The organism is Thermomicrobiales bacterium (assembly GCA_037045155.1).
Classification (GTDB): domain Bacteria; phylum Chloroflexota; class Chloroflexia; order Thermomicrobiales; family CFX8; genus JAMLIA01.
Window position 1 is genome coordinate 737178 of sequence record JBAOIG010000003.1, and the last position, 23327, is coordinate 760504.

The following is a 23327-nucleotide window of genomic DNA, read 5'->3' on the forward strand; positions in this document are numbered from 1 at the left end:
CGTGAGCGAGTGTCGTCGTTGATGTCGAGCTAGGAGAGGTCGACAGACTGCCCGACACCCTGGCTTATCGCCGCTTCAAGCGCCGCCCCACAGACGATCATGTCCTGGATTGCGTTGCCGACGGACTTGAAAAATGTGATCTGGCCGGCCGATTCACGACCGACCGCGCTGCCGGCAGCGACGTCACCAAGCTCGACCTTGATTGCGTCGCGTGAAATCGCCCCTCGCTGAATCGACTGAATCAGGTCACCGGCCTCGTGTAACGCAGCCTCGACCGAATCGACAACGATCCGGGATCGTGCAATCGTCGCGTCCGGGATTTCCTGCATTTCGGGTGTGTAGGCGCCGATCCCATTGATATGCGCGCCGGGCGCGAGCCACGCATCCTCGAAGACCGGACTCGTCGACGTCGTCGCTGTGCAGATGACATCTGCTCCAACGACTGCCTGTCGCGCCGACTCCGCAACGATAATCTGCGGCATCCCACTGGGTAGCCACGTTGCGAGGCGCTCGGCGAACGATTCGCGCGACTGCGGAAACAGATCGTAGACCCGTATCTCCGCGATCGGCCGAATCGCGCAGACCGCTGCCGCTTGCGTCACGCCCTGCGCGCCCGCGCCGATGATGGCCAGCGTCCGCGCGTCCTGGCGAGCCATGAGATCGGTCGCCGCCCCAGAGACCGCGCCGGTCCGCAGGGCGGTGACCATCGCGCCGTCGAGCAATCCGGTCGGCACACCTGTCGCAGGATCGACCGTCACGACAATCGCGTTGATCGTTGGCAGTCCGAGTTCGCGGTTACCGCCGAAGACAGAGACCACCTTCACCCCGACCGACGCTGGCGCGTCGTCGCCTCCCGGAACGTACGCAGGCATAAACAGAACAACTCCACTACCGTCCGGCAGATTCACAGGTGTCCGAAGGGGGCTGATCGTCTCGCCACGGCTATGGGCTGCAAACGCCTGCTTCATCAGCTCGATCGCCTGCCGCATCGGCACAAGGCGTCTGATCTCGTCAGCCCGTAATGCCCGCATCGCGTGTCCCCTTTCGTCGCCAGCCATTGCGAAGTGACAGGAGTCTAGCATGGATGCGAATCATGGCCCGGAACGATTTCGCCGGGCTGGATACCGTATCCTTACCGTGTATGTTGACACGTAAGCCCGGATCATCATCCATTCCAGATCCAGACCAGCGTCAGATCGGAAACACGAGCGCGCATGGTGACATCGTGCTTGAAACGCTCCGGTCAGTATGGGGCTATGATTCGTTCCGCCCACTTCAAGAGGACATTGTCCGAACGATCCTTGATGGACACGATGCATTCGTGCTCCTGCCAACCGGCGGTGGCAAGTCGCTGTGTTATCAGCTTCCGGCTCTCCTGCTCGAAGGTTTGACGGTCGTCATATCGCCGTTGATTGCTCTGATGAAGGATCAGGTCGACGCGTTGACCGAGCTCGACGTGCCGGCGACGTTCATCAACAGCTCACTTGATTCGCGTGAGATCCACGATCGGCTTGCCGCCATTTCCCGTGGCGAGATCAAGCTGCTCTACGTTGCGCCGGAACGGTTCGCAACGGCTGGGTTCATTCAGCGGCTCCAGGCACGCGGTGTGTCCCTGGTCGCCATCGATGAGGCGCATTGCGTCTCAGAGTGGGGGCACGACTTTCGTCCGGAGTATCGCGATCTACTCCGACTTCGAGATGCATTTCCGAACGCTGTCTTCGCCGCGTTCACTGCGACGGCGACGAGCCACGTGCAGAGCGATATCCGCCAGCAACTAGGGCTCGCGGGCGCTCAGCAGTTTCAGGGAAGCTTCAATCGTCCAAATCTCTTTTATGACGTGAGACCCAAGCGCGACGCGTATCACCAGATCGCGTCTTATATACGTAGCCATCCCGGCAAAAGCGGCATCATCTACTGCCTATCGCGTGCTGGAACAGAGTCCACGTCCGAGCGTTTGCGTCGAGATGGCTTCTCTGCTCTCGCATATCACGGCGGGATGGATTCGCACGCGCGTCACCGGGCACAGGAAGCATTTGTCCGCGACGATATTCAGGTCGTAGTTGCGACGATTGCGTTCGGCATGGGGATCGACAAACCAGACGTGCGCTTCGTTATCCATCAGGATCTGCCGCGCAACCTGGAAAGCTACTATCAAGAGAGCGGCCGCGCCGGCCGGGACGGCGAGCCCGCCGATTGCATCCTGTTCTACAGTTACGGGGACGTGGTCCGGCAGACGGTCTTCGTCGACGACAAGCCGACTCCACATCTGCGCGAGATTGCGCAGACCCAGCTCAAACAGATGGCGGCCTGGGCGGAGGGTTCTTGCTGTCGCCGAGAGGCGTTGCTGAGTTACTTCGATGAGCCATTCGCCGGCCAGCCTCCGCCATGCTGTGATATCTGCGGCGACCCACCCGAGATGATCGATATGACGATCGCCGCGCAGATGCTGATGTCCTGCGTCAAGCGCACTGGGGAACGATTTGGTCTGGCCTACGTTATCGACGTGCTGCGTGGATCGAAGGATCAACGCATCGTTCGCGCAGGGCATGACAAGCTCTCGACGTGGGGGATCGGCAAGGATCGTCCTAAGGCTGAGTGGCAACATCTCGGACGAGCGCTGATCCGCGATGGCTACTTGCATCAAGACACCACGAACTTCAATATCCTTTCGGTCACCCAGGCAGGAGGGGATGTTCTGTTTCGCGAGAAGCGTGTGAGCTTCGCGAAGCTGCCGGCCGTAGCGAAGGCCGACTCCCAGGATCAGGCGAGTGAGGCGTACCCCGAGCTCTTCGAGCGTCTTCGTCGGTTACGAAAGCAGATCGCCGACACACGTGGAGTGCCACCGTATGTCGTTTTTCCGGATTCGACATTGCGCCAGATCGCAACGCAACTTCCATCGACGCCGCAGGCACTACTGCAAGTCATCGGTGTCGGAGCGCGCAAGGCCGAGGCGTATGGCGCGGTGTTTCTTGCCGAGGTCGACATGTTCATTCGGGATACTGGCGCTACTCCGAAGTCGTTGCCAACACGCGATGCAGCGCCGCTACGTCGTCAGACAATGTCGAAGACAGCGCGAGAATCACTGGCGATCTTCAATCAGGGGCAATCTGTTGAAGATGTCGCGCACCAGCGCGGTCTTGCTGCCACGACTGTAGAGGCTCACCTTGTCGAGGCAATCGAGAGCGGCGCGGAGGTTGACGTTCGACACATGCTCACCGACCAGATGATCCACGACGTTACGAAGGTCATCGCGAGGACTGGTGATGACTTGTTGCGACCGATCATGGACGAGCTTGGGGAGGATGCTGACTACACCTGGGGCGAGCTGCGACTCATTCGAGCAATCCTGAGACAGCAGCGCACGAAAATGCCGCCGGGCTAACCTGGCGGCGAAGGGCTCTCCGACTTGGATTCGAACCAAGAACCTTGCGGTTAACAGCCGCCTGCTCTACCGTTGAGCTATCGGAGAATACGGGCTCCCGAGAAGCCATGGGAATGCTAACACGCACCCGTAGCACCTGCAACCAGTACCCGTGCTTGTGAATTCCGATACAATCAAGTTATGGTCGCTGATTGGCGGCCGGCATAGCCGTGGAGGTAATCAGGTGCCCCAACCCCGCGGTCGAAGCGAAGCCAGCGATCGACCGCCAGTCGTCGGGGTGGAGATCGGTGGCCGGGGCCTGCGAGTCGTCCTTGCCAGGGCAGATGCCAGAATCCTTGACACCGAACGCGCCGTTGACATGGGCGCAACCGCGCACGTCACTATCGATACGATTTGCACTCTGATCGATCAGCTCCTCGCTCGCCACCAACTCACCGCCTCCAACATCTCTGGTATTGGTATCGCGTTCGGCGGGCCGGTTGACGTGCACCGCGGAATCACCTTGCGGTCGCACCGCGTTGATGGATTCGAGCAATTTCCCCTCGTCGGCGTGATGGAGGAGCGGTTTGGCGTGCCGACGGTGCTGGAGAACGATGCCAGGGCGGCCGCGTTTGGAGAGTACACGCACGGCGCCGGGCGCGGCGCTCGTGACATGGTGTATCTGCACTTGGGAAATGGCGTCGGAGGCGCGGTCATCATTCGCGGCACGCTCCTTCACGGGGCCGCGATGACGGCCGGCGAGATCGGTCACATGGTAGTGTCGACGAACGGACCACGTTGTTCCTGCGGCAAGACCGGACACCTGGAAGCGTACGCCTCTGAACCTGCGATCATCTCAAGGATGATGACACAGCTCGCCACGGCCGAACCACACGCCCGCACTCGCTGGCTATCGAGCCCGGGTATCACCCTCCAGTTGATCTTCGCGCGTTACGACAGCGACCCGATCGCCCAGTCGATTATCGATGAGACGATCCAGGTGATCGGTCTGGCGGGAGCGAATCTCGTCACTGCCCTTAATCCCGACGCATTCGTCATCGGCGGCTACGTCGCCCTCGCAGGGCCACGCCTTATCGCGGGCGTCCGCGCAAAGATCCGACAATACGCGGTCGAGCCGGCGGCGCAACGAGTCGTAGTCGCGCCGAGCCACCTCGGAGTGGATGCTGGTGTTATCGGGGCAGTTGTCCTGGCGGGACGAACATGATTCAACCCGATTTCCTCGCGTGTGTATAATTGCAGGCTGCAGAACGAACGTAAGGGCGGAAATCACAATGCTGACCTTGAGTGAATCCGATCTGATGTACTTGCTGACACTGCTGCGATCGAACGATCAGCCGATGACGACCAGTGACCTCGTTCATGCGTTACAGGAACGCGCGCGCAAGTAGCCGTGTAGCCGATCGTCGCGAAGACAGACCACCCATGGATCAACAGGAGAGGGACAACCAACGATGCAGGCTGAACAGATTCTGACAGCACCCGCATTCGGCGGCACTGACGAGGAGCAGGCGCTTGCTGCGGAACTGTTCCAGATTTACCAGGCTCAGGGCCGCTTCTTCAGTGATGGTGCTCCAATTCGCCTGTCCTTGCTTCAGTTGGTCGAGGCAATGGGGAAGAGTCAACCCCGTGTGAGAACCTGGCCAAGGCGAATCGAGGAGGCGTTGTCGGCAAGTCCGGACGTATTTGCCCAAGAGGGTTCCGGAGACGACCTCTCGTTCGTCACGACGCGCCGCGGCGTATCCCCGGGTGGTTCCAGCGGGCGCCGCGAGCAGGTGCTCACTGCCAGATTCGCAACCCCGCAGCCGAAGCGAGAACGGCCCGTTCGTAAGGCGCCTGTCCTTGCGCCAGCCGAATCGATTGTTATTGCTACTGAGACCCAGACGCCGATTGCGCCGCCGATCGACACCACGCCATTCGAGGTCGTCTCAGTGCTGCCAGAACCTGCGCCAGCGGTAACGCCCGTCACCGCGCAGCAGATCGATGCCCTGACTGCCACCGAAAGCGAGATTGCCCAAGCCATCCAGGAAGCACTGGGCAGCGAAGCGGCGGTTGCGCGATGGGGCGATCAGTGGATCGGTGAGGAGCGCCTTCAGCGGCTTTCGCGCGGCGATCTCCGTCGAATCGAGGACTTCATCCGCGAACAGCCAGAGCGGATCGCCACCGATGTGGAGATCGCCCAGGACGTGCTCGGCATCCGACCAAATGCTGCCGACTATGCGTCGATGCTGTTCGCGGTCAACTACCGCCTGTCGCGAGAACCTCGGGAGTTTGAATACCTCGGCTCGGCGACACATGGCGTCTGGTCACTGGCAAATGCGTCCGCCATCGGCACAGCGAAGCGTAAGGCCAGTGAGATCGGGCAGGATTATCGAGTCCTCCTCGAATACGATTACTCTGCTGAGCCGGCCGAAGAGGGACTCGTCGAGCATATTCTCAGCTACTACGAGTACACCTATGGTGTGCTGCCGTTCGACGCCAATCTGCGCTCGATCATGCCCATGCCCGGGTTTAAGGATCAGCGCGCGGTGCGGATCACGTTTGAGTCACCTCAGACGGGAGAGACGGTACAGGCGGAGCTCCGTTTCCCGACCGGGAACCGCGGCGGATATATCGCCGGCCTCGAGACCTTCTACGCCGAGAATCTGATACCCGGCGCAGTGCTGACCATCGAAAAAACGGATCAGCCACAGCACTACCTGCTTGAGTACTTCCGGGTCTCTGGTGAAGATCGCAAACTCCTGGCTCTCGACGAGAAAAAGGGCAAGTACGTCTTCCGACCGACAACGTTCTACTGCGCGACACAGGATGAGTTTGTGCTCAGCGAAAATCGTGTCCCGCGCTTCGCCGATCAGAAACCGCTCGACGAGCGCAGCAAGCGTCATCCGGAGCAGGTCATCGCGGCCGCGTTTGAACGCGCTGGAGAGAACGTGCAGACGAGCGACGATCCGAAGTACTACGCGCTCATTGCCGACCTGCAAGCAGCGGCGAATGTCGAGCGGCCAATCCCGGCAGAGCTACTCCGCGACATTCTGGTCAGTGACACCTACCCAGAATTCAGCGTAGACGAATCGACCGAGGATGCATTCTTCTACACCCCCACCGCCTGATCGAAGCGACTCGGACGGGACAGTCGATGGCGTCGAGGCCTTCCTCGACGCCATCGTAGCGGCCCCGGACGAACGTCCGCCGACATCGCCACTCTCGGACCTCGATCGGCCTGCGACAACGCTCCTGCGAGATCGCTGGGATGAGATTCCAATGACGACGCGAATCCGCATTGTGCGTGATATGGCGCAAGACGCGGAAGACCACGTGGAGCGACACTACCAGCGAGCCCTCCTGGTTGCCTGCAGGGATTCCGACCCCGATGTCCGACTGGCGGCGTTTGACGGGCTCTGGGAGTTCGACTCTCCGGAGCTACTGAGGATTCTCCTCAGCGAGATTGCGGAGGAGCCCGACGCGCGCGTGCGAGAGGCGATGGCAACCGGCCTGGGCCGATTCGCGGCGGACAGCGACGACGACCTGGCGTTGAATGAAGTCCTCGAAGCGCTGTTTGAGCGCTGGGAGGGTGACTCGGCGATCGACGTGCGTCGTCGGGCGTTGGAGTCGCTCGGGTTTCTCAGCGGAGACGATATTGTCGAGGCAATCGAGGATGCCTACAACAACCACTCGATCGAAATCCGCGCCAGCGCGCTCCAGGCTATGGGCCGGCAGGGCGACAACCGCTGGCTTGATGCGTGCCTGCGGGAGTTGCGATCGGACGATCCTGAGCTTCGCTTCGAGGCGGTCACAGCGCTCGGATCAATCGGTGATCAGCGCACAGTTTCAGCGATCGTCGACATGACCGATGATGAGGATGTCGAGGTGGCGTTGGCTGCGATAGCGGCGCTCGGGGAAGTTGGCGGACCCATGGCCGTGAACCGGCTTCGCCAACTCAGCGAGGATCAAAGCCGGGCGGTGGCCGAGGCCGCTGCCGATGCCTTGCAGGAAGCGTCGATCATGGCGAACCCTCTTCGCCCATTGATGTAACCTCCTGGCTGACATCGGGCTTCCTGAGAGCATGAACCGGGCTGAGCGCTGGAGACGAAACATCGACAGCATGGCAAACCAGACTATCGACGAGCTATTTGCCTACGTTTCCGACGTTACGATATCAGGGGATCGTCAGACGGTCATTAGCTCAATCGAATACGACTCGCGACGTGTCGAGCCCGGGGCGCTATTCGTCGCGCTTCGCGGCGGCTACGCGGACGGACATGCGTTCCTGGCCCAGGCACGCAAACGGGGAGCTGTCGCCGCGCTCATTGAGCGTGGGAGCGCCCCAGCCAACGCAGCCGGCTGGCCGACGCTCATCGAAGTGAACGACACCCGCGCCGCGCTCGCCCTTCTGGCGGTCGAGTTCTACCACCACCCGGGCAACGCCATGACGATGATCGGGGTCACTGGCACCGACGGCAAGACGACGACCAGTCACCTGATCGAGGCGCTCCTGCGGCACAACGGGCGACAGACCGGGTTGATCGGAACCGTCGAGGTGAGAATCGCCGGTGAAGTCGAGGCACACGAGACACGGCAGACGACACCGGAGTCGCTAGTTATCCAGCGACTGCTCGGCACGATGCGCGATCAGGGTGTCGACACCGCCATCCTTGAGGCAACGTCTCACGGGTTGGCGCTGCATCGTCTGGACGGATGCGAGTTTGACATCGGTGTGGTGACGAACATCACCCACGAACATCTTGACTTCCATGGCTCGGTTGAAGCGTATCGGGCGGCGAAAGCCATCTTGCTGAATCGCGTCTGTGATGGCCACGCGCGTGGGCGTCGAGGCATCATCGTGTTGAATGCCGAAGATCCTGGCGCCAGGGCAATCGCTCCAGCAGCTGCGGATTGCTCGACACTCTGGTACTCCCTGGATGCGAGCATGGGCACTGACATCTACGCGACGCACATCGAGCCATACCCGGGCGGGACTCGCTTCGAGCTCCATACTCCGGCCGGAGACGCAATGGTCAACCTGTCGCTACCCGGACGGTACAACGTGGCGAACGCGCTCGCGGCGGCGGGCGCCGGCCACGCTCTCGGGCTCACCCCAATTGAAATCGCGGACGGACTCATGTCACTTACCTCGGTAGCGGGACGGATGCAGTCGATTGACGAAGGGCAGCCATTCTCAATCGTTGTTGACTATGCCCACACTCCGGACGCGATTCGCTCGGTCCTGCGCGAGCTACGACCGTCCACGACCGGGCGATTGATGGTGTTGTTCGGTTCGGCTGGCGAGAGAGACACCGAGAAACGCGCCATTCAGGGCCGTGTCGCAATCGAGGCGGCGGATTACGCTGTCTTCACGAGCGAAGACCCACGATACGAGGACCCGGAGGCGATCATCGCAGCAATCGCCGCTGGCGCGGAAGAGGCATCCGGACACCCCAGTGTAGACTTCGACTGCATCGAAGATCGGCGTCAGGCGATCGTTGAGATTCTGCTGCGCGCAAGACCCGGAGACACCATCGTGCTGGCCGGAAAAGGACATGAAAAAAGCATGATTTATGGATCGGAAAAGCGTCCGTGGGACGAGGCCGCCGTTGCGGCTAGCGTTCTCCGGTCAATGGGATACCACCGAGTCAGCGAGGGCGACGAGAGTACATGACCATCCATCGTCGGCACTGGTGGTTCGTCGCCCTCATTATCTCGACGATCGTGCTTGCGGCCTGCGGTGCGCCCGATTCGAGTTTCGTGTCGCCGGAGCCCGAGCATCCATCACGCACCGGAGTTGACCCGTCCGGCAAGATTCTGTTCGTCTCCGATCGACATATCTCGATGTGGGATGGATCAGTGCGCACGATCATCGATTCGGTGACGGGCGGCTCGCCAACATGGTCGCCGGCAGGTGATCGCTTCGCCTACGTCGAGATGCACGATGGGTGGTCCGATATTATTCTTGCCACCGCCGATGGCTCGACGCTCAAGCGATTGACGGTCAATGAACCGGATGCGCCGCTCTTCAGTCTGGAATATGCGTGCCAGGCATACTGGGCGCTGGATCCAGTCTGGTCACGCGCGGGTGATCAACTCATCTGGGTGAGTGACCGAGGAACTGGCTCATCATCGTGTGAAAGCCGCTTCGCGGATCCACTGACGCTCTGGTACTCGGAGAACCTCGGCGGTGATCAGAGCATCTTCAGCTACATGCTGCCGGCCGCAGCGAGCGTTGACGCGCCGCAGGAGAATCCGACGCTCTCTCCCGATGGAAAACGCGTCGCGTTTACCGCCCGTATCGGCGCAGAATCACCGCGCAACACCGAGGTCTGGCTGCTGGACCTCGATACTGCAAAGGTCTCCACGCTGGTATCCGCGTCGGACGGCGCTTTTGACCCGTCATGGTCACCAACAACTCCCAATATCGCCTACGTTCAACGCACCGGCTCGGCCAGTGATATCTGGATCGCGCCAGTCGATGGCAGCACCCCGTACCAGCTAACGAACGTTGGCGCGGTCGTTTCGCCAGCCTGGTCTCCGGACGGTCAATTCCTCGCATTTTTCCGGGAACGCGATAGCGCCTTCGAGGCATGGTATGTCGAGGTGACAGACCAGGGCGGCAAGCTCACTGCGTCCGAACCGAGGAAGCTCTTCGACGCGCCGAACATTGACGCGCCGTCGGGTATGTCCTGGATTCGCTAGCGCGCTACGAGCCCGATCCGGCAGACTCCATGTGGTAGCCAGATGACTCGAATCGGATCATCTGGCTACCAGCCTTCGCCTTCGGAAGGATTATCCGCCACTCGCGGATGATTTCGGGGTCTTGACGCTGATGTGAAGCTCATCGAGCTGCTTGAGATCGACTGTGCCGGGCGCGTCGAACATCAGGTCGCGGGCAGATTGATTCTTCGGGAACGCCATGACTTCACGAAGCGTCGACTCTCCGGCGAGAATCATCGCAATCCGGTCGATGCCTGGCGCGATCCCGCCATGTGGCGGCGCGCCGAACTCGAACGCGCGTAGCAGGTGGCCGAAGCGAGCCTCGATCTCCGCATCCTCGTAGCCCATCAGCGCGAAGATTCGCCGCTGGAGCTCGCGCTGATGGATGCGAATCGAGCCGCCCCCGACTTCAAAGCCATTGAGGACGATATCGTACGCCTTCGCCCGTACCTTGCCAGGATCGCTTTCGAGGAGCTCGATATCCCCGTCGAGCGGCGCGGTGAAGGGGTGATGCATAGCGTCCCACCGCCCGGCTTCTTCATCCCAGCCAAGCAACGGGAAGTCGATGACCCAGCAGAACGCCGCGACGGACGGATCGGTCAGCCCAAGCTCGTCTGCGAAGCGCTCGCGGAGTCGGCCAAGCACGTTGGCTGCGACAATAGCTCCATCTGCAACGAGCAGGATCAGATCCCCTGCCACCGCGCCGGTGGCATCGACGATCGCGTCGATCTCGGCTTCGGACAGGAACTTGGCGATCGGCGAACGCACTGACCGGGCCCCGTCCTCGCCAGACTCGATTGCCAGCCAGGCGAGTCCCTTCGCCCCGAAGTTCCGCGCGAACGTGGTCAACTCATCGATCTGCCCTCGGCTAACTCCCGACTTGCCGGGCACTGCGATACCCCGGACGACGCCGCCAGCCTCGACCGCGCCACGGAAGACGCCAAACTCCGAGGCTGCCACTGCCGCGGACACATCGGCAATCTCCAGCCCGTAACGCAAGTCCGGCTTATCCGTGCCGTAGAGACGCATCGCATCGTCATAGCTGAGCCGCGGGAAGGGAACTGCCTGGATCGTCATACCAGTCAGCCCGACGAGCTCAATGAAGAGCCCCTCGGTCAGCTGCATGATCTGCTCCATGTCAACGAACGACATCTCCAGATCAAGCTGGGTGAACTCAGGCTGGCGGTCGGCTCGTTGATCCTCGTCGCGAAAGCACCGTGCGATCTGGTAATAACGATCCATGCCGGCCACCATCAGGAGCTGTTTCATCTGCTGAGGCGACTGCGGCAGCGCGTAGAACTGGCCTGGATGCAGCCGGCTCGGCACGAGATAGTCACGCGCGCCCTCCGGTGTGCTCTTGATCAGAATCGGTGTCTCGATCTCGATGAAATCGCGATTGTCGAGGTATTCGCGAATCTTCTTGATGATCCGATGTCGAAGGATGAGGTTTTCCTGCATCTTCGACCTCCGTAGGTCGAGGTACCGGTACTCCAGTCGCAGCGATTCGTCAACATCTGAGTGATCTGTGATCTCGAACGGGGGAGTCCGCGCTGCGTTGAGGATCACGAGATCATTGACGACGATCTCAATGTCACCGGTCGGCATGTTTGCGTTACGTGTGCCCTCTGGGCGAAGCTGAACCGTCCCCGCGATCTGGACGACATATTCGGACCGTACCTGCTCGGCGATATGGTGCGCCTCGGGAGAGTCCTCTGGGTTGCATACTGCCTGAGTCAGGCCATAGCGATCGCGGATATCGAGAAAGATCAGCCCACCGTGATCGCGGCGGCGATTGACCCAGCCCTTGATCGTCACAGATCGGCCGGCATCCTCTGCCCGCAACTCGCCGCATGTCAGGTAGGGACGGAGCTTATCGATCGTCATCATTCGGTGGTCGAACCTCCTCGATTCAATTCGTGGCTTTCCTGTTGTTTCACTCGATTCCAGATCTCGAGCACTTCTTCGGGCGATTCTGCCCGCTCGCCGCCGAACACGTGCGGGTGACGACGCACAAGCTTGTCACTCAGCAGCGCAACCGTATCCTCAAGCCCGAACCGGTCACGTTCTGCGGCGATCTGGGCAATCATCAGGATATTGCCGAGGATGTCACCGAGCTCATCCGCGGCGTGCGACCAATCGCCATCTTCCAGCGCCTCACGCAGCTCGTCGATCTCCTCGGTGATGTAGTCGAGCGTTGATAGCTCAGACTGCTCACGATCCCATGGGCAGCCATCCGGACGACGAAGTCGTGCGTAGATTTGCCGCAGACTGGCGACCGACGTGCTCTTTGCTGGCGAGTCGTCGGCGGGAATGACGATGCACCCATCGTCGTTGGGGGCAGGCAGGCTCGCCAGGCCCAATCGCCGCTGAAGATACTGGCTGGCGGCTGCTGTGACAGCATCGCCGTACCAATTCGTGATGACTGTCGTCATCGAAGGATCCAGCGCGAGAAGGCCAGCGTCGAACGGGGCGGCTGCGCGCGCCTCAGCAAGCGCGAGCGCATCGACAACCACCAGCGAACCACCCGTGGCAGGTAGCGAACCACCAGAAGTCAGCACGTCCGCGCGCGCCGCGAGGCGCCGGACCGTCTCATCGCCAATCGCCCCCGTTGCCCCAAGGAGATACACAACCTCGTGAGCGCCAACCTCAGTCGCCAGAGAGACGATGTCCTCGGCGATGCGGCCAGACAAACCGAAAGCAGTCTCGCCGTCAAACAGTGAATCGTAGTCGCGGATGATCTCAAGCTCATCGCGAAACGCGGCAGGGATCAAACGCATGCTTCGGGCGACTACCAGCGCCGTCGTGGGAATATGGGACAACCACTCGACGCCATCACCGCGGGTGACAGCGCGGGCATCGATAGTGATCGTCATCCACCGCGCTCCGAACCGCGCTCATCGCCGAGGCTCAGCACCGCCATGAATGCCTCCTGCGGGATCTCAACACTGCCGACCATCTTCATCCGCGCTTTGCCCTCCTTCTGCTTCTCGAGAAGCTTGCGCTTGCGAGTGATGTCCCCGCCGTAGCACTTGGAGAGCACGTTCTTGCGCATCGCCTTGATCGTCTCACGGGAGATGACCCGGCTGCCAATGGCCGCCTGAATCGGAACCTCGAACATCTGACGCGGGATCAGCTGCTTGAGCTGACCAACCAGCGCCCGGCCGCGCGTGAAGGCATCCTCACGGTGTGTGATGAGCGAGAGCGCGTCGACAGGCACGCCGTTCACCAGCACGTCGAGCTTCACAAGGTCGGCTGCGCGCATGCTGTTGAACTGGTAGTCCAGTGAGGCATATCCCTGTGTGCGTGACTTGAGCTGGTCGTAGAAATCGACAATGAGCTCGCCGAGCGGCATCCCGAACTTCATCGACACACGATCTTCGTCGAGGTAATCCATCGTCTCGAACGCGCCGTGGCGGGTCGTGACCAGCTCCATGATCGTGCCGATATAACGCGACGGCGTGATGATCGTCAGATCCATCCACGGCTCGCGGATTTCCGCGATCTCACCGGGACTCGGCATATCAGAGGGGTTGTCGACCAGGATCACGTCGCCGCTGTCCTTGACGACCTCATATTCGACACTGGGAGCGGTCGCCAGCAGCTCGAGCTTGTATTCGCGCTCAAGCCGTTCCTGGACAATCTCCATGTGGAGCAAGCCGAGAAACCCACAACGGAACCCGAAACCCAGCGCGTCCGATGATTCCGGCTGATAAACGAGGGATGCGTCGTTGAGCTTGAGCCGTTCCAACGCGTCCCGCAGCTCCGGGTAGGCCTCGTTGTTGACCGGGTAGAAGCCCGCAAACACCATCGGCTTGGCCGGCCGATAGCCGGCCAACGGATCAGTCGCTGGTCGGCTGGCCAGCGTGATCGTGTCCCCGACCTGGACATCGCTGACATCTTTCAACCCGGTCGCGACGTAGCCAACTTCACCGGTCTTCAGACCGTCGATCGGTGTCATGCTCGGACGAAATACGCCCGTCTCGAGGATATCGGCCTGCTTGCCGGTGGCCATGAGCCTGATACGAGCGTCGGCTGGCAGGCCACCATCAACCACCTTGACATAAGCAATGACACCCTTATACGCGTCATAGTGCGAGTCAAAGATCAGCGCTCGAAGGGGCGCGTCGGTGTCGCCACCCGGCGGCGGGACCTGCTGGACTACAGCTTCGAGAATCGCTGTGATTCCGAGGCCGGCCTTTGCTGATGCGGGGATAATCTCCGATGGCAGCAGGCCGATCAGATCACCCACCTCCTGAGCTACTCGCTCGGGCTGTGCGTTCGGCAGGTCGATCTTGTTGATAACGGCAACGATGGCGAGATTATGCTCGAGAGCCAGGTACACGTTCGCGAGCGTCTGGGCCTCGATCCCCTGTGCGGCATCGACGACGAGCAGCGCACCTTCGCATGCGGCGAGGGTTCTGCTTACCTCGTACGTGAAGTCAACGTGCCCGGGAGTGTCGATCAGATTCAGCTCGTAGGTTTCACCGTCGCTCGCCTGATATTCCATCCGGACAGCGCGAGCCTTGATTGTGATGCCCTTCTCGCGTTCCAGATCCATTGAGTCGAGGATTTGCTCGACCATCTCACGCCGCGTAACCGTGCCGGTTTGCTCAAGCAACCGGTCGGCGAGCGTTGACTTGCCGTGATCGATATGGGCGATGATGCCGAAGTTACGGATGTGTCGTCGATCGTCAATCAATCCGTGAGGATCCTCTCGCCATCTGGCGTCGAGTCGCGTGAAGGCCAACAATCAAGTATACCGGCCGGGAGCGCGCGGCTTGCAGTGGCAGCCTGCGGCGTCGTTCGGTACAATTCCGGGGTTCGCTCGCCCACGATGTCGGGCGTGCTTTCTGTGTTCATGAGCAATCTGTCCGCACGACGGAGGGGGTCGAGCTTGGCCAACAACAAGTCAGCCGAAAAGCGCGCGAGGGTGGCCGAGCGCCGCCGTGTCCGTAACCGAACCTATCGCTCTGCGTCTCGCACGATGGTGCGCCGGGCCGAGGAGCTGATTCGGGCCGCCGAAAAGGAAGCCGCAAGTGGCGCGGTTCTCAACGCACAGGCGATGCTCGATCGCGCCGCCTCGAAGGGCGTCATCCATCCGAACAATGCCGCGCGCCGCAAGTCGCGACTGATGGCCAAGTACAACTCCATGGCGACAAGCTAGGGCGAACGACGGCTCGGGCCAGCGCTCATCCTGACAGCCTCGGCGATCTCCGCCACAAGCGGAGCAACGACCGTCGAGGCTGTTTCGCGTCCTGCTTTGATCGACGCGTCGGTATCCTGCAACAGTAGTGCAATTCGACGATGCGCTGACGCCGGTATCCGGCCGCCCCGGCTCGACGCCATTTTGATCCGAGGTTCGCTAGCGCCGGCAGCGCCAGCAATAGTCGCTGCGCCATATTCCCGGACATAGCGCAGCGAGGCGAGTATCGGGGCTTCGGACGCGAGCGAAGCAACGATCAGCTCTGCCGGTTGACCGGCGTCGAGCATCTTCTCAAGCTCGATGAGCGCCCGGCTTGTCTGCCCAGCAAACACCGCATTATTGAGCTCGAACGCAACATACCCACCTCGATCGACGACCAGGAGGCGAACGAGATCCGCGTCGATAGTCCCATCCGACGCGCTGACAAGCTTGTCGATTTCACTGGCAATCAGGCGCGTATCTGGAGTCGCCGTGGTGAACTTCGTCGGAGCCCTCTGCCAGACACCTGGGTAGAGCAGGTCCAGCAACGTCGTGGCTGCGGTGGGATGCATCTCTGCGCTGCGAGACCGCGCTCGTTCGACGACCCACGCTGCGAGATCCGCGCCACGTGGGATGACATACGACTCCTCGTCCCACCCGAGCGGCTTGATCGCTTTGCGCGCGGGGTGATTCGCCGCAACCGAACCCGCATGGCGCATCAGCACTACCGTAGTCGATGGGCAACTCCGTAAAACGGCGACCAGGTCGGCCCATGGAACACGGCCAGCTGGCTCTTCTTCGGGGTCGCTATCTGCGGAGCGTCGGGCGACGACAAACGGCTGGCTGAGAACGACAACGCGCTCTCCGCCAAAGAATGGCGCAGACTGGCACGCTGTAGCAATTTCGGAGATCGTCGACGATTGCACATCGATCGTCGTGGTACTTAGCCCCTGGGGGTCGAGCGATTGCCGAAGTGACAACACGCGCTCATCAATACGAAGATCGTCGTCGCCATAGAGAAAGATGCTCACCACTGATCCGATCCTTGGCCGCGGCGTCTGGTCTGGCGCGCTGGTGTCGAGAATGAGGAGTGGGTGAGACGAACCGAACCAGATGGGCTAGCTTTCAAGCCTGCATCCGCAGGTGGGAGTCCGGAGGAGCGGTTCCTGGGAACCGGCCAACGACGCCCGAAAACTAGTGATGTTGGCCCGAAACGCTGTAACCATCCGGCCGGTGTCATCGTCTCACCCAGGGCCAAGTATAGCCCAGCCGCGCCCGCCGCTGGCGGGCTCACCGGACACTGACTACAATGCCGAGCACACAAGGGAGGGACGTGACGATGCAGGTCGCGGTGACGAGGCGAATTGACGATGACGCACTGGCAATTCTCGCCAGTATCGGGCAGTTACGGTATTGGGATAACGACCTTCCGCCCGACCGAGACGAGCTCCTGAAGCTCCTCGATGGCGTTGATGGCGCGTTGATGCTCCTCACCGACCGGGTCGATGCCGGCCTCCTCGACCGATGTCCGTCGCTTCGGGTTGTCAGTAACCTCGCCGTTGGTTTCGACAACATCGATGTCGCTGCCTGCACTGCACGGCGAGTTGCGGCCTGCACGACGCCGAATGTGCTTACCCAGACGACGGCTGAATTCACTATCGCATTGCTGATGGCCGTCGCTCGCCAGGTTGTCCCGGCCGCCCGCGCCGCGCGCGATGGCGACTGGAAGACATGGTACCCGTTTCGATTTCTTGGCCGCGACCTGGCCGGCGCGACGCTCGGGATCGTCGGGCTCGGGAGAATCGGCGCCTCCGTCGCTCAGATGGCAACAGGGTTGGGGATGCGCGTCGTGTATAGCAGCGGGAGAACAGACGAACGTTACCAGCGTCTCGACATCGACGAACTCCTTGAGACAGCCGATATCGTGTCTCTGCACGTCCCAGCTACTCCCACCACTCACCATCTGATCGACGCCCACGCATTGGCACTGATGAAGTCGGACGCGATTCTGATCAATACCTCCCGCGGGACTGTGATCGACGCCGACGCGCTGGTCGCAGCATTGGAGGAAGGCCGGCTATTCGGAGTCGGGCTCGATGTCACCGACCCGGAGCCACTGCCGTCCGATCACCCACTCTACAGCTTCGACCGAGTGACGATCGTTCCGCACATCGCTAGCGCGACGATGACAACCCGGATGCGCATGTCGTCGCTGGCAGCGCAGAACGTCGTCGCAGTGCTGACAGGGGTCGAGCCGCCACATTGCCTGAATCCGGAGGTTCTCAGGAATGTCTGATCGCGCGGGCGCCAATCCTGTCGTCGTCACTGGCGTTGGCTGTGTTACCCCACTCGGTATCGGATCCGCCGACTCGTGGAATCGCGTCGTGGCTGGCGCTGGTGGTGTGGTCGCAATCGATCGATTTGACACATCCGGCTTTCCCGTCCGAATCGCGGCGCAGGTCCCGGGCTTCAGTGGCGATCGCTGGTTCCCACCAAAGGAGGTCCGGCGGACTGATCGGTATATTCAGCTTGCCGCGGCGGCCACCGACGAAGCAGTTCACCAGTCAGGGCTGAAGATCACGACCGCGAATCGCGATCGAGTCGGCGTTGTCATCGGCTCTGCCATGGGTGGCATGGAGACACTGGAGAGCGGCTTCGCGACGTTGGCAACTCGCGGGCCAAACAGGGTCAGCCCGTTTTTTGTGCCAATGATGCTCGCAGACATGGCGTCGGGCATCGTCTCAATCCGTCTCGGCGCGCGCGGGCCAAACCTCGCCACGGTCAGCGCCTGCGCGAGTGGAGCTCACGCGATCGGGGAATCGGCGGCAATGATCGCCCGTGGCGATGCTGATGTCGTAATTGCCGGTGGCGCTGAAGCCGCGATTACGCCGGCCGGTGTAGCCGGATTTGCCGCCGCCGGCGCTCTCTCGACCCGTAATGACGATCCAACCCACGCCAGCAGGCCGTTCGACCGCGAGCGCGACGGGTTCGTGCTTGGCGAAGGGGCCGGTATCCTTGTTCTTGAGTCACTCGAGTCAGCACTCGCGCGGGGAGCAGCGGTGCTCGCTGTCGTCTCTGGTTATGCCGCGACCGCGGACGCCTCGCACATCGTGCAGCCGGGTCCCGAAGGTGAGGGCGCGGCGCGCTCCATGCGCCTGGCAATCGAGCGTGCCGGCCTCACCCCCGCCGATATCTCGTACATCAACGCTCACGGGACTTCGACGAGGCTCAACGATGCATTCGAGACACGATCAATTCGCACCGTGTTCGGCGCGATCACGCCGCCGACGTCATCAACCAAAGGCGCCACCGGCCACCTCCTCGGCGCGGCGGGGGCGGTCGAAGCCGTCTTCTCGGTGCATGCCCTTCAGGCACAGACAATGCCGCCGACAATCAACTACGAGCACCCTGACCCGGAATGTGACCTGGACTACGTGCCAAACGACGCGCGACCGGGGGAGTTGCGTCACATCGTCAGCAACTCGCTCGGTTTCGGTGGACATAACGTTTCACTGGTGTTCAGCGCGTACGAGGAGTAATGCGTTACGCACAGCGAGACCGGCGGTCAACTACGACCGCCGGTCTCGCACATGTCGGATTCACTGATCAGTCGAGATATCCGCGAAGCGTCCTGCTATAGGATGGGTGACGGAGTTTACGCAGCGCTTTTGCCTCGATCTGGCGGATGCGCTCGCGAGTGATGCTGAACTCCCGCCCAACCTCCTCAAGCGTGCGGAACTTACCGTCCTCGAGACCGAAGCGAAGGATGATAATCCGACGCTCCCGTTCCGTCAGCTTGTCCAGCGCGTCGCCGATCTGTCCTCGTAGCAGTTGCTGCGAGGCTAGCTCGAGCGGTGGTGGCATCGAATCATCCTCGATGAAATCCCCCAGGAAGGCATCGCCCTCCTGCCCGACGGGCGCTTCGAGCGACACCGGCAGACGTGAGACATCGAGTACCTGGCGGACCTTTGCGATTGGCACGTCCATCGCGCGGGCGATCTCCTCGTGGGTTGCCTCGCGCTCGAAGATCTGCTGGAGCCGGTGGCCGGTCTTCTTGACCCGATTGATCGTCTCGCCAACGTGAACCGGCAGCCGGATCGTGCGGCTCTGGTCGGAAATGGCGCGCGTGATCGCCTGGCGTATCCACCAGGTCGCGTAGGTCGAGAACTTGAAGCCCCGGCGGTAGTCGAACTTGTCGGTGGCTTTCATCAAGCCGATATTGCCTTCCTGGATCAGATCCAGGAACGAGAGCCCGCGCCCCACGTACTTCTTCGCCACTGAGACGACGAGTCGAAGGTTGGCCTGGATGAGGTGCGACCGAGCCTTCTCTCCGTCGTCGCGATCTGCTTCCAGCTCGCGTCGCTCGGACTCGTCCGCGTAATCACACCGGGCGAGACGGTCGGCAGCGTGCAGCCCACGTTCCATCCGTTTGGCCAGCCAGACCTCTTCCTGCATCGTGAGCAGATCGGTTTCGCCGATCTCCTGAAGGTAGAGGCGGACAGAATCTGTGGCTGCGCCAGCGAGGTAGGCTTCGGCATCGTCACGCGAAGGTCTGGCGAACGGATCTACCTCGGAGACACCGTTGGACGACTCGATGGCCCGGGATCGAGTCAGTTGAAGTCGCGGTGGATTGAGATCAGCGGCTGGTGGATCGTCCAGGATTTCCACGTTATGCTCAAGCAACGAAGACCAGAGTTCGTCAATCGCTGCGATGTCCTCTTCCAACCTGGGAAACGCGGCAATGACCTCATCCGAAAGCAGGAATCCCTGATCCTTACCCTTGGATAGAAGGCTCGATACCATGCTCGATTGCCCCTCCCGCCCGTACGTCTCCAGTCGCTACAGTGGCGTATCGAACGAGTCGGGCGTATTCGCGGGGAGTTGCCGGCGAACGATCGAAGGGGTCCCAGAATGCCGGCTCAATTGGCGAACACGAGTATCCTTGTCATTCGTTGTGGGGTCGCCCGTAGCTTGCCTGATCGGCAGTATACGGCAGGTTTACCCACATTTCAATACGTTGGCAGGCGCGAGCTGACAATTGCCATGCCGAATCGGCTGATTCAGGAGCCTGATCGTGATCACTCTCGGCGTTGACCCGGGCACCGCTCTGCTAGGCTATGGTCTGGTCAGGGGTGAAACCGAACCGTCGCTCATCACCTACGGAGTCGTCTCCACTACGAGTTCCGAGATGATGGAGCAGCGACTGTTGCAGGTCTATGACGCGGTTCGGAAGCTCATCGAAGAGTATGAACCGGACGAGTTGGCGATCGAACAGCTCTTTTTTGCCCGAAACGTGACGACCGCTCTCGCCGTCGGCCAGGCACGGGGCGTCGTTTTGCTCGCGGCGGCACAGAGCGGGATACCTGTATTCGAGTACAAACCGTCCGAGGTGAAGCAAACGATCTCTGGCTACGGTAAAGCCGACAAGCAGCAGATCCAACAGATGGTTCAGGTGCTGCTTGAGATGGACGAGATCCCAACGCCGGACGACGCCGCCGATGCCCTTGCCGTAGCGATCTGTCACGTGCACTTCAGTCGAATGACTCGCCAGTATGGAATCAGGGTCCGGTGAGCGCGAGACCACGAAAAGTGCGTGCCGATGAGCTGGTTCTCCGGCAGGGGTTAGCCGAGTCGCGATCACGCGCAAAGACGCTGATAGTGGCTGGGGAAATCCGTTCCGGCGATCGCATCATCCTCAAGCCGGCCGAGTTGGTCGACGAGACGCTCCAGCTCGAAGTCCGCGCGAAGCTTCCATATGTCAGCCGTGGAGGCTTGAAGCTCGACCACGCACTCAACGAGTTCGAGATCGATGCGACCGGCATGATTGCGGCTGATCTTGGCGCGTCTACGGGCGGCTTCACGGACTGCCTGCTCCAACGTGGGGCTGCGAAGGTCTACGCGATCGACGTTGGCTATGGTCAGCTCGACTACCGTCTGCGGTCCGATCCGCGTGTCATCGTGATGGAACGAGTCAACGCGCGGTATCTCGAGGCGCTCCCTGAGCTGGTCGACTTCGTCTGCATCGACGTGTCGTTCATCTCGCTCCGATTGATTCTGCCGGTGGCCCGTCGCCTGCTCGGTGGATCCGGCGTCTGCGTCGCGTTGATCAAGCCACAATTCGAAGCCGGGAAAGAGAGCGTCGGAAAGGGTGGCGTCGTGCGCGACCCGAAGGTTCGCCAGCATGTCGCGAGACAGGTTGTCGAGGCAGCGCGGGAGACTGATTTCGCTGTCCGAGGATTGGTTCCGTCGCCCATCACCGGGCCGGCCGGGAATATCGAATACCTGATCTGGATGACGACCGGCCGAGACACAGCGAACGACGTAGATATCGACGAGGTGTTCGAAAGGGGAGATTGGTGAGGGATCCATTCGCTGCCATCGTCGCCGCGCTGAACAACACTGGACATAGCGAGACTCCAATAACGACCGAGGTTCGAATCGACCTCGACCGACGGCGGCGGACCGGCTCTCCGGAGATCGTCTTCGGCCAGAACAAGACGGACGAACAGATCATCCGCGCGTGCGAACGGCTACTTGCCGTCGAGCCGCGAGTGATCGTCTCACGAGTCGGCCGGGAACGAATGGAGCAGCTTGCCAGCGCGCTGGGCGATGTCACGGTCGAGCAGCCGTACCCGGGAGAAACGGTGATCCTCGCCCGTCCAGATGCTCCGATCGTGCGGAGCATTGGCCACGTTGCGGTGATCACTGCCGGGACGTCCGACCTTTCCGCCGCGGGGGAGGCAGCGACCGTCGCCTTCGAGCTCGGCTGCCGGGTCACTGTTGTCGCTGACGTCGGCATCGCCGGGCTCCATCGCCTCGTCCAACCGCTCCGGGATCTCATAGCCGACGATGTCGCAGTCATTATCGTTGCCGCAGGGATGGACGGGGCGCTACCGACAGTCGTGACCGGGCTCGTAGACGTGCCAGTAATCGGGCTGCCGACGTCGGTTGGCTACGGTGTCGCCAGCGGAGGGAACACCGCGCTCGGCACGATGCTATCGTCGTGCACGCCGGGGTTGGCGGTCGTCAACATTGACAACGGCGTCGGGGCCGGGGTCTTCGCGGCGCGAATCGCCCACGCCGCGGCACGCCACAATCAGGGTTCGCGCTGATATCGGCCGGCAGAACGCTGAGCAACAGCGGTCGCGACGGTGAGGGGGTCCGTGCTGCGCGCGAATAGCGACGCGAGGAGACCCTGCGTTTCCGGCTCAAGAAGAACACTGTCGACCTGTGCCGCCAGCCAGCGCCGGGCCAGTCGGGCAATCTCTCTCCGATCTCGCCTGTCGCGTCGGGATCGGCCTTCGCCAGTCTCAGCCAGGAATGCAGCATGTTGCTCGATCTTCTCGATCAGCGTGTCGGTGTTGCGTTGCTCGGTTGCCACCGTCTCGACGATCGGCGCAACCCAGGCGCCATGATCGCCTAGCCGAAGCATCATCCGCAGATCACGAACGAGATCATTCGCGCCTGCGAGATCGGCCTTGTTGACGACCAGGACATCGGCAATCTCGAGCACGCCGGCCTTGATCGTCTGAATCGCGTCGCCCAGCCCGGGCACCTGGAGCAGGAGCGTCGTATCGGCCAACTCGCCGACATCGACCTCGTCCTGCCCAACGCCGACAGTCTCGATCAGAATGATGTCAAACCCGTAGGCGTCGAGAAGATGGACGACGGCGCCAACGGCCAACGACAAGCCACCCATCTCGCCACGAGTCGCCATCGAGCGAATGTAGACGCCCGGATCGTCAAAGTTCTCGATCATCCGAATCCGGTCGCCCAGCGTAGCGCCACCAGTCAGCACGCTCGAAGGATCGATCGCGACAACGGCGACGGTCTTCCCGCGCGCCCGATAGCCACGAATCAACGCGTTGGTGAGGGTGCTCTTGCCGGCGCCCGGCGGCCCGGTGATACCGACAACATACGCGTTGCCGGTCAATTGATAGACCTCGGAAAGCGCGCGCATCCCGGCCGGCTGCCCATTCTCGACCCACGAGATCAGCCGGGCGAGGGCGGCGCGGTCGCCCGTGCGGAATCGGGCAACGAGCTCTTCTTGCCGGGTCACGA

Annotated in this window: 19 protein-coding genes and 1 tRNA gene; 12 read left to right on the forward strand and 8 right to left on the reverse strand. The window is 61.5% G+C overall.

Annotated features, from left to right (window positions below):
- Nucleotides 1–29: 29 nt before the first annotated feature.
- Nucleotides 30–1031, reverse strand: a complete 1002-nt coding sequence (locus V9F06_06640; GenBank protein ID MEI2617301.1) for an ornithine cyclodeaminase — start codon at nucleotides 1029–1031, stop codon at nucleotides 30–32.
- A 194-nt stretch (nucleotides 1032–1225) separates the two neighbouring features.
- Between V9F06_06640 and recQ the strand changes: the two genes are divergently transcribed.
- Entirely contained in the window at nucleotides 1226–3382 is a 2157-nt protein-coding gene (recQ, locus tag V9F06_06645) for a DNA helicase RecQ (protein ID MEI2617302.1), read from the forward strand.
- 15 nt (nucleotides 3383–3397) lie between these two features.
- Here the strand turns inward: recQ and V9F06_06650 are convergent.
- Nucleotides 3398–3469: transfer RNA gene (locus tag V9F06_06650), tRNA-Asn, on the reverse strand.
- Between the two features lie 136 nt (nucleotides 3470–3605).
- Between V9F06_06650 and V9F06_06655 the strand changes: the two genes are divergently transcribed.
- From V9F06_06655 to V9F06_06675, 5 genes are all read left to right on the forward strand, one after another.
- Nucleotides 3606–4586 carry an ROK family protein gene (locus V9F06_06655; protein MEI2617303.1) on the forward strand — a complete coding sequence of 327 codons (981 nt, stop codon included), beginning with the start codon at nucleotides 3606–3608 and terminating at the stop codon, nucleotides 4584–4586.
- A 247-nt stretch (nucleotides 4587–4833) separates the two neighbouring features.
- On the forward strand, nucleotides 4834–6489 hold the full coding sequence (locus V9F06_06660; GenBank protein MEI2617304.1) for a hypothetical protein: 1656 nt from the start codon (nucleotides 4834–4836) through the stop codon (nucleotides 6487–6489).
- 151 nt (nucleotides 6490–6640) lie between these two features.
- Nucleotides 6641–7411 carry a HEAT repeat domain-containing protein gene (locus tag V9F06_06665; protein MEI2617305.1) on the forward strand — a complete coding sequence of 257 codons (771 nt, stop codon included), beginning with the start codon at nucleotides 6641–6643 and terminating at the stop codon, nucleotides 7409–7411.
- 70 nt (nucleotides 7412–7481) lie between these two features.
- Nucleotides 7482–9035, forward strand: coding sequence for a UDP-N-acetylmuramoyl-L-alanyl-D-glutamate--2,6-diaminopimelate ligase (locus V9F06_06670; protein ID MEI2617306.1), 1554 nt, complete (start codon nucleotides 7482–7484; stop codon nucleotides 9033–9035).
- On the forward strand, nucleotides 9032–10066 hold the full coding sequence (locus V9F06_06675) for a hypothetical protein (protein ID MEI2617307.1): 1035 nt from the start codon (nucleotides 9032–9034) through the stop codon (nucleotides 10064–10066). Before V9F06_06670 ends, V9F06_06675 begins: the two co-directional genes overlap by 4 nt.
- A gap of 90 nt (nucleotides 10067–10156) precedes the next feature.
- Here the strand turns inward: V9F06_06675 and aspS are convergent, their stop codons facing one another.
- From aspS to lepA, 3 genes are read right to left on the reverse strand one after another with little or no spacing between them, the layout of a single operon-like run.
- Nucleotides 10157–11971: an aspartate--tRNA ligase gene (gene aspS, locus V9F06_06680; protein ID MEI2617308.1), complete on the reverse strand. Its 1815-nt coding sequence runs from the start codon at nucleotides 11969–11971 to the stop codon at nucleotides 10157–10159.
- Nucleotides 11968–12957 carry a MazG nucleotide pyrophosphohydrolase domain-containing protein gene (locus V9F06_06685; GenBank protein ID MEI2617309.1) on the reverse strand — a complete coding sequence of 330 codons (990 nt, stop codon included), beginning with the start codon at nucleotides 12955–12957 and terminating at the stop codon, nucleotides 11968–11970. The genes aspS and V9F06_06685 overlap by 4 nt, the downstream gene beginning before the upstream one ends.
- Nucleotides 12954–14783, reverse strand: coding sequence for a translation elongation factor 4 (gene lepA / locus V9F06_06690; protein ID MEI2617310.1), 1830 nt, complete (start codon nucleotides 14781–14783; stop codon nucleotides 12954–12956). The genes V9F06_06685 and lepA overlap by 4 nt, the downstream gene beginning before the upstream one ends.
- A gap of 195 nt (nucleotides 14784–14978) precedes the next feature.
- Between lepA and rpsT the strand changes: the two genes are divergently transcribed.
- Nucleotides 14979–15248, forward strand: a complete 270-nt coding sequence (rpsT, locus tag V9F06_06695) for a 30S ribosomal protein S20 (protein MEI2617311.1) — start codon at nucleotides 14979–14981, stop codon at nucleotides 15246–15248.
- Here rpsT and V9F06_06700 read toward each other — a convergent pair.
- The gene (locus V9F06_06700) at nucleotides 15245–16300 is read right to left on the reverse strand and encodes a hypothetical protein (protein ID MEI2617312.1); all 1056 of its coding nucleotides are present in this window, start codon (nucleotides 16298–16300) and stop codon (nucleotides 15245–15247) included. The genes rpsT and V9F06_06700 overlap by 4 nt on opposite strands.
- A 305-nt stretch (nucleotides 16301–16605) precedes the next feature.
- Here V9F06_06700 and V9F06_06705 point away from each other — a divergent pair, with 305 nt between their 5' ends.
- Together V9F06_06705 and fabF are read left to right on the forward strand one after the other, a co-directional pair.
- Nucleotides 16606–17562 (forward strand): D-glycerate dehydrogenase, encoded by a 957-nt coding sequence (locus V9F06_06705; GenBank protein MEI2617313.1) that lies wholly within the window; start codon nucleotides 16606–16608, stop codon nucleotides 17560–17562.
- Nucleotides 17555–18805, forward strand: coding sequence for a beta-ketoacyl-ACP synthase II (gene fabF / locus V9F06_06710; protein ID MEI2617314.1), 1251 nt, complete (start codon nucleotides 17555–17557; stop codon nucleotides 18803–18805). Before V9F06_06705 ends, fabF begins: the two co-directional genes overlap by 8 nt.
- Nucleotides 18806–18872: 67 nt before the next feature.
- On the opposite strand, the gene rpoD is transcribed toward fabF, so the two are convergent.
- Nucleotides 18873–20069 (reverse strand): RNA polymerase sigma factor RpoD, encoded by a 1197-nt coding sequence (gene rpoD, locus V9F06_06715; GenBank protein ID MEI2617315.1) that lies wholly within the window; start codon nucleotides 20067–20069, stop codon nucleotides 18873–18875.
- Nucleotides 20070–20340: 271 nt separating this feature from the next.
- Here rpoD and ruvC point away from each other — a divergent pair, with 271 nt between their 5' ends.
- Genes ruvC through larB form a run of 3 tightly spaced genes read left to right on the forward strand, consistent with a single transcriptional unit; the run spans nucleotide 20341 to nucleotide 22378 of the window.
- A complete protein-coding gene (gene ruvC / locus V9F06_06720) occupies nucleotides 20341–20838 on the forward strand; it encodes a crossover junction endodeoxyribonuclease RuvC (GenBank protein ID MEI2617316.1) in 498 nt (165 codons plus the stop codon).
- The gene (locus tag V9F06_06725) at nucleotides 20835–21626 is read left to right on the forward strand and encodes a TlyA family RNA methyltransferase (protein MEI2617317.1); all 792 of its coding nucleotides are present in this window, start codon (nucleotides 20835–20837) and stop codon (nucleotides 21624–21626) included. Before ruvC ends, V9F06_06725 begins: the two co-directional genes overlap by 4 nt.
- On the forward strand, nucleotides 21623–22378 hold the full coding sequence (gene larB / locus V9F06_06730) for a nickel pincer cofactor biosynthesis protein LarB (protein MEI2617318.1): 756 nt from the start codon (nucleotides 21623–21625) through the stop codon (nucleotides 22376–22378). The genes V9F06_06725 and larB overlap by 4 nt, the downstream gene beginning before the upstream one ends.
- Here larB and meaB read toward each other — a convergent pair.
- The gene (gene meaB, locus V9F06_06735; GenBank protein MEI2617319.1) at nucleotides 22363–23325 is read right to left on the reverse strand and encodes a methylmalonyl Co-A mutase-associated GTPase MeaB; all 963 of its coding nucleotides are present in this window, start codon (nucleotides 23323–23325) and stop codon (nucleotides 22363–22365) included. The two genes, larB and meaB, sit on opposite strands and share 16 nt — an antisense overlap.
- Between the last annotated feature and the right edge of the window lie 2 nt (nucleotides 23326–23327).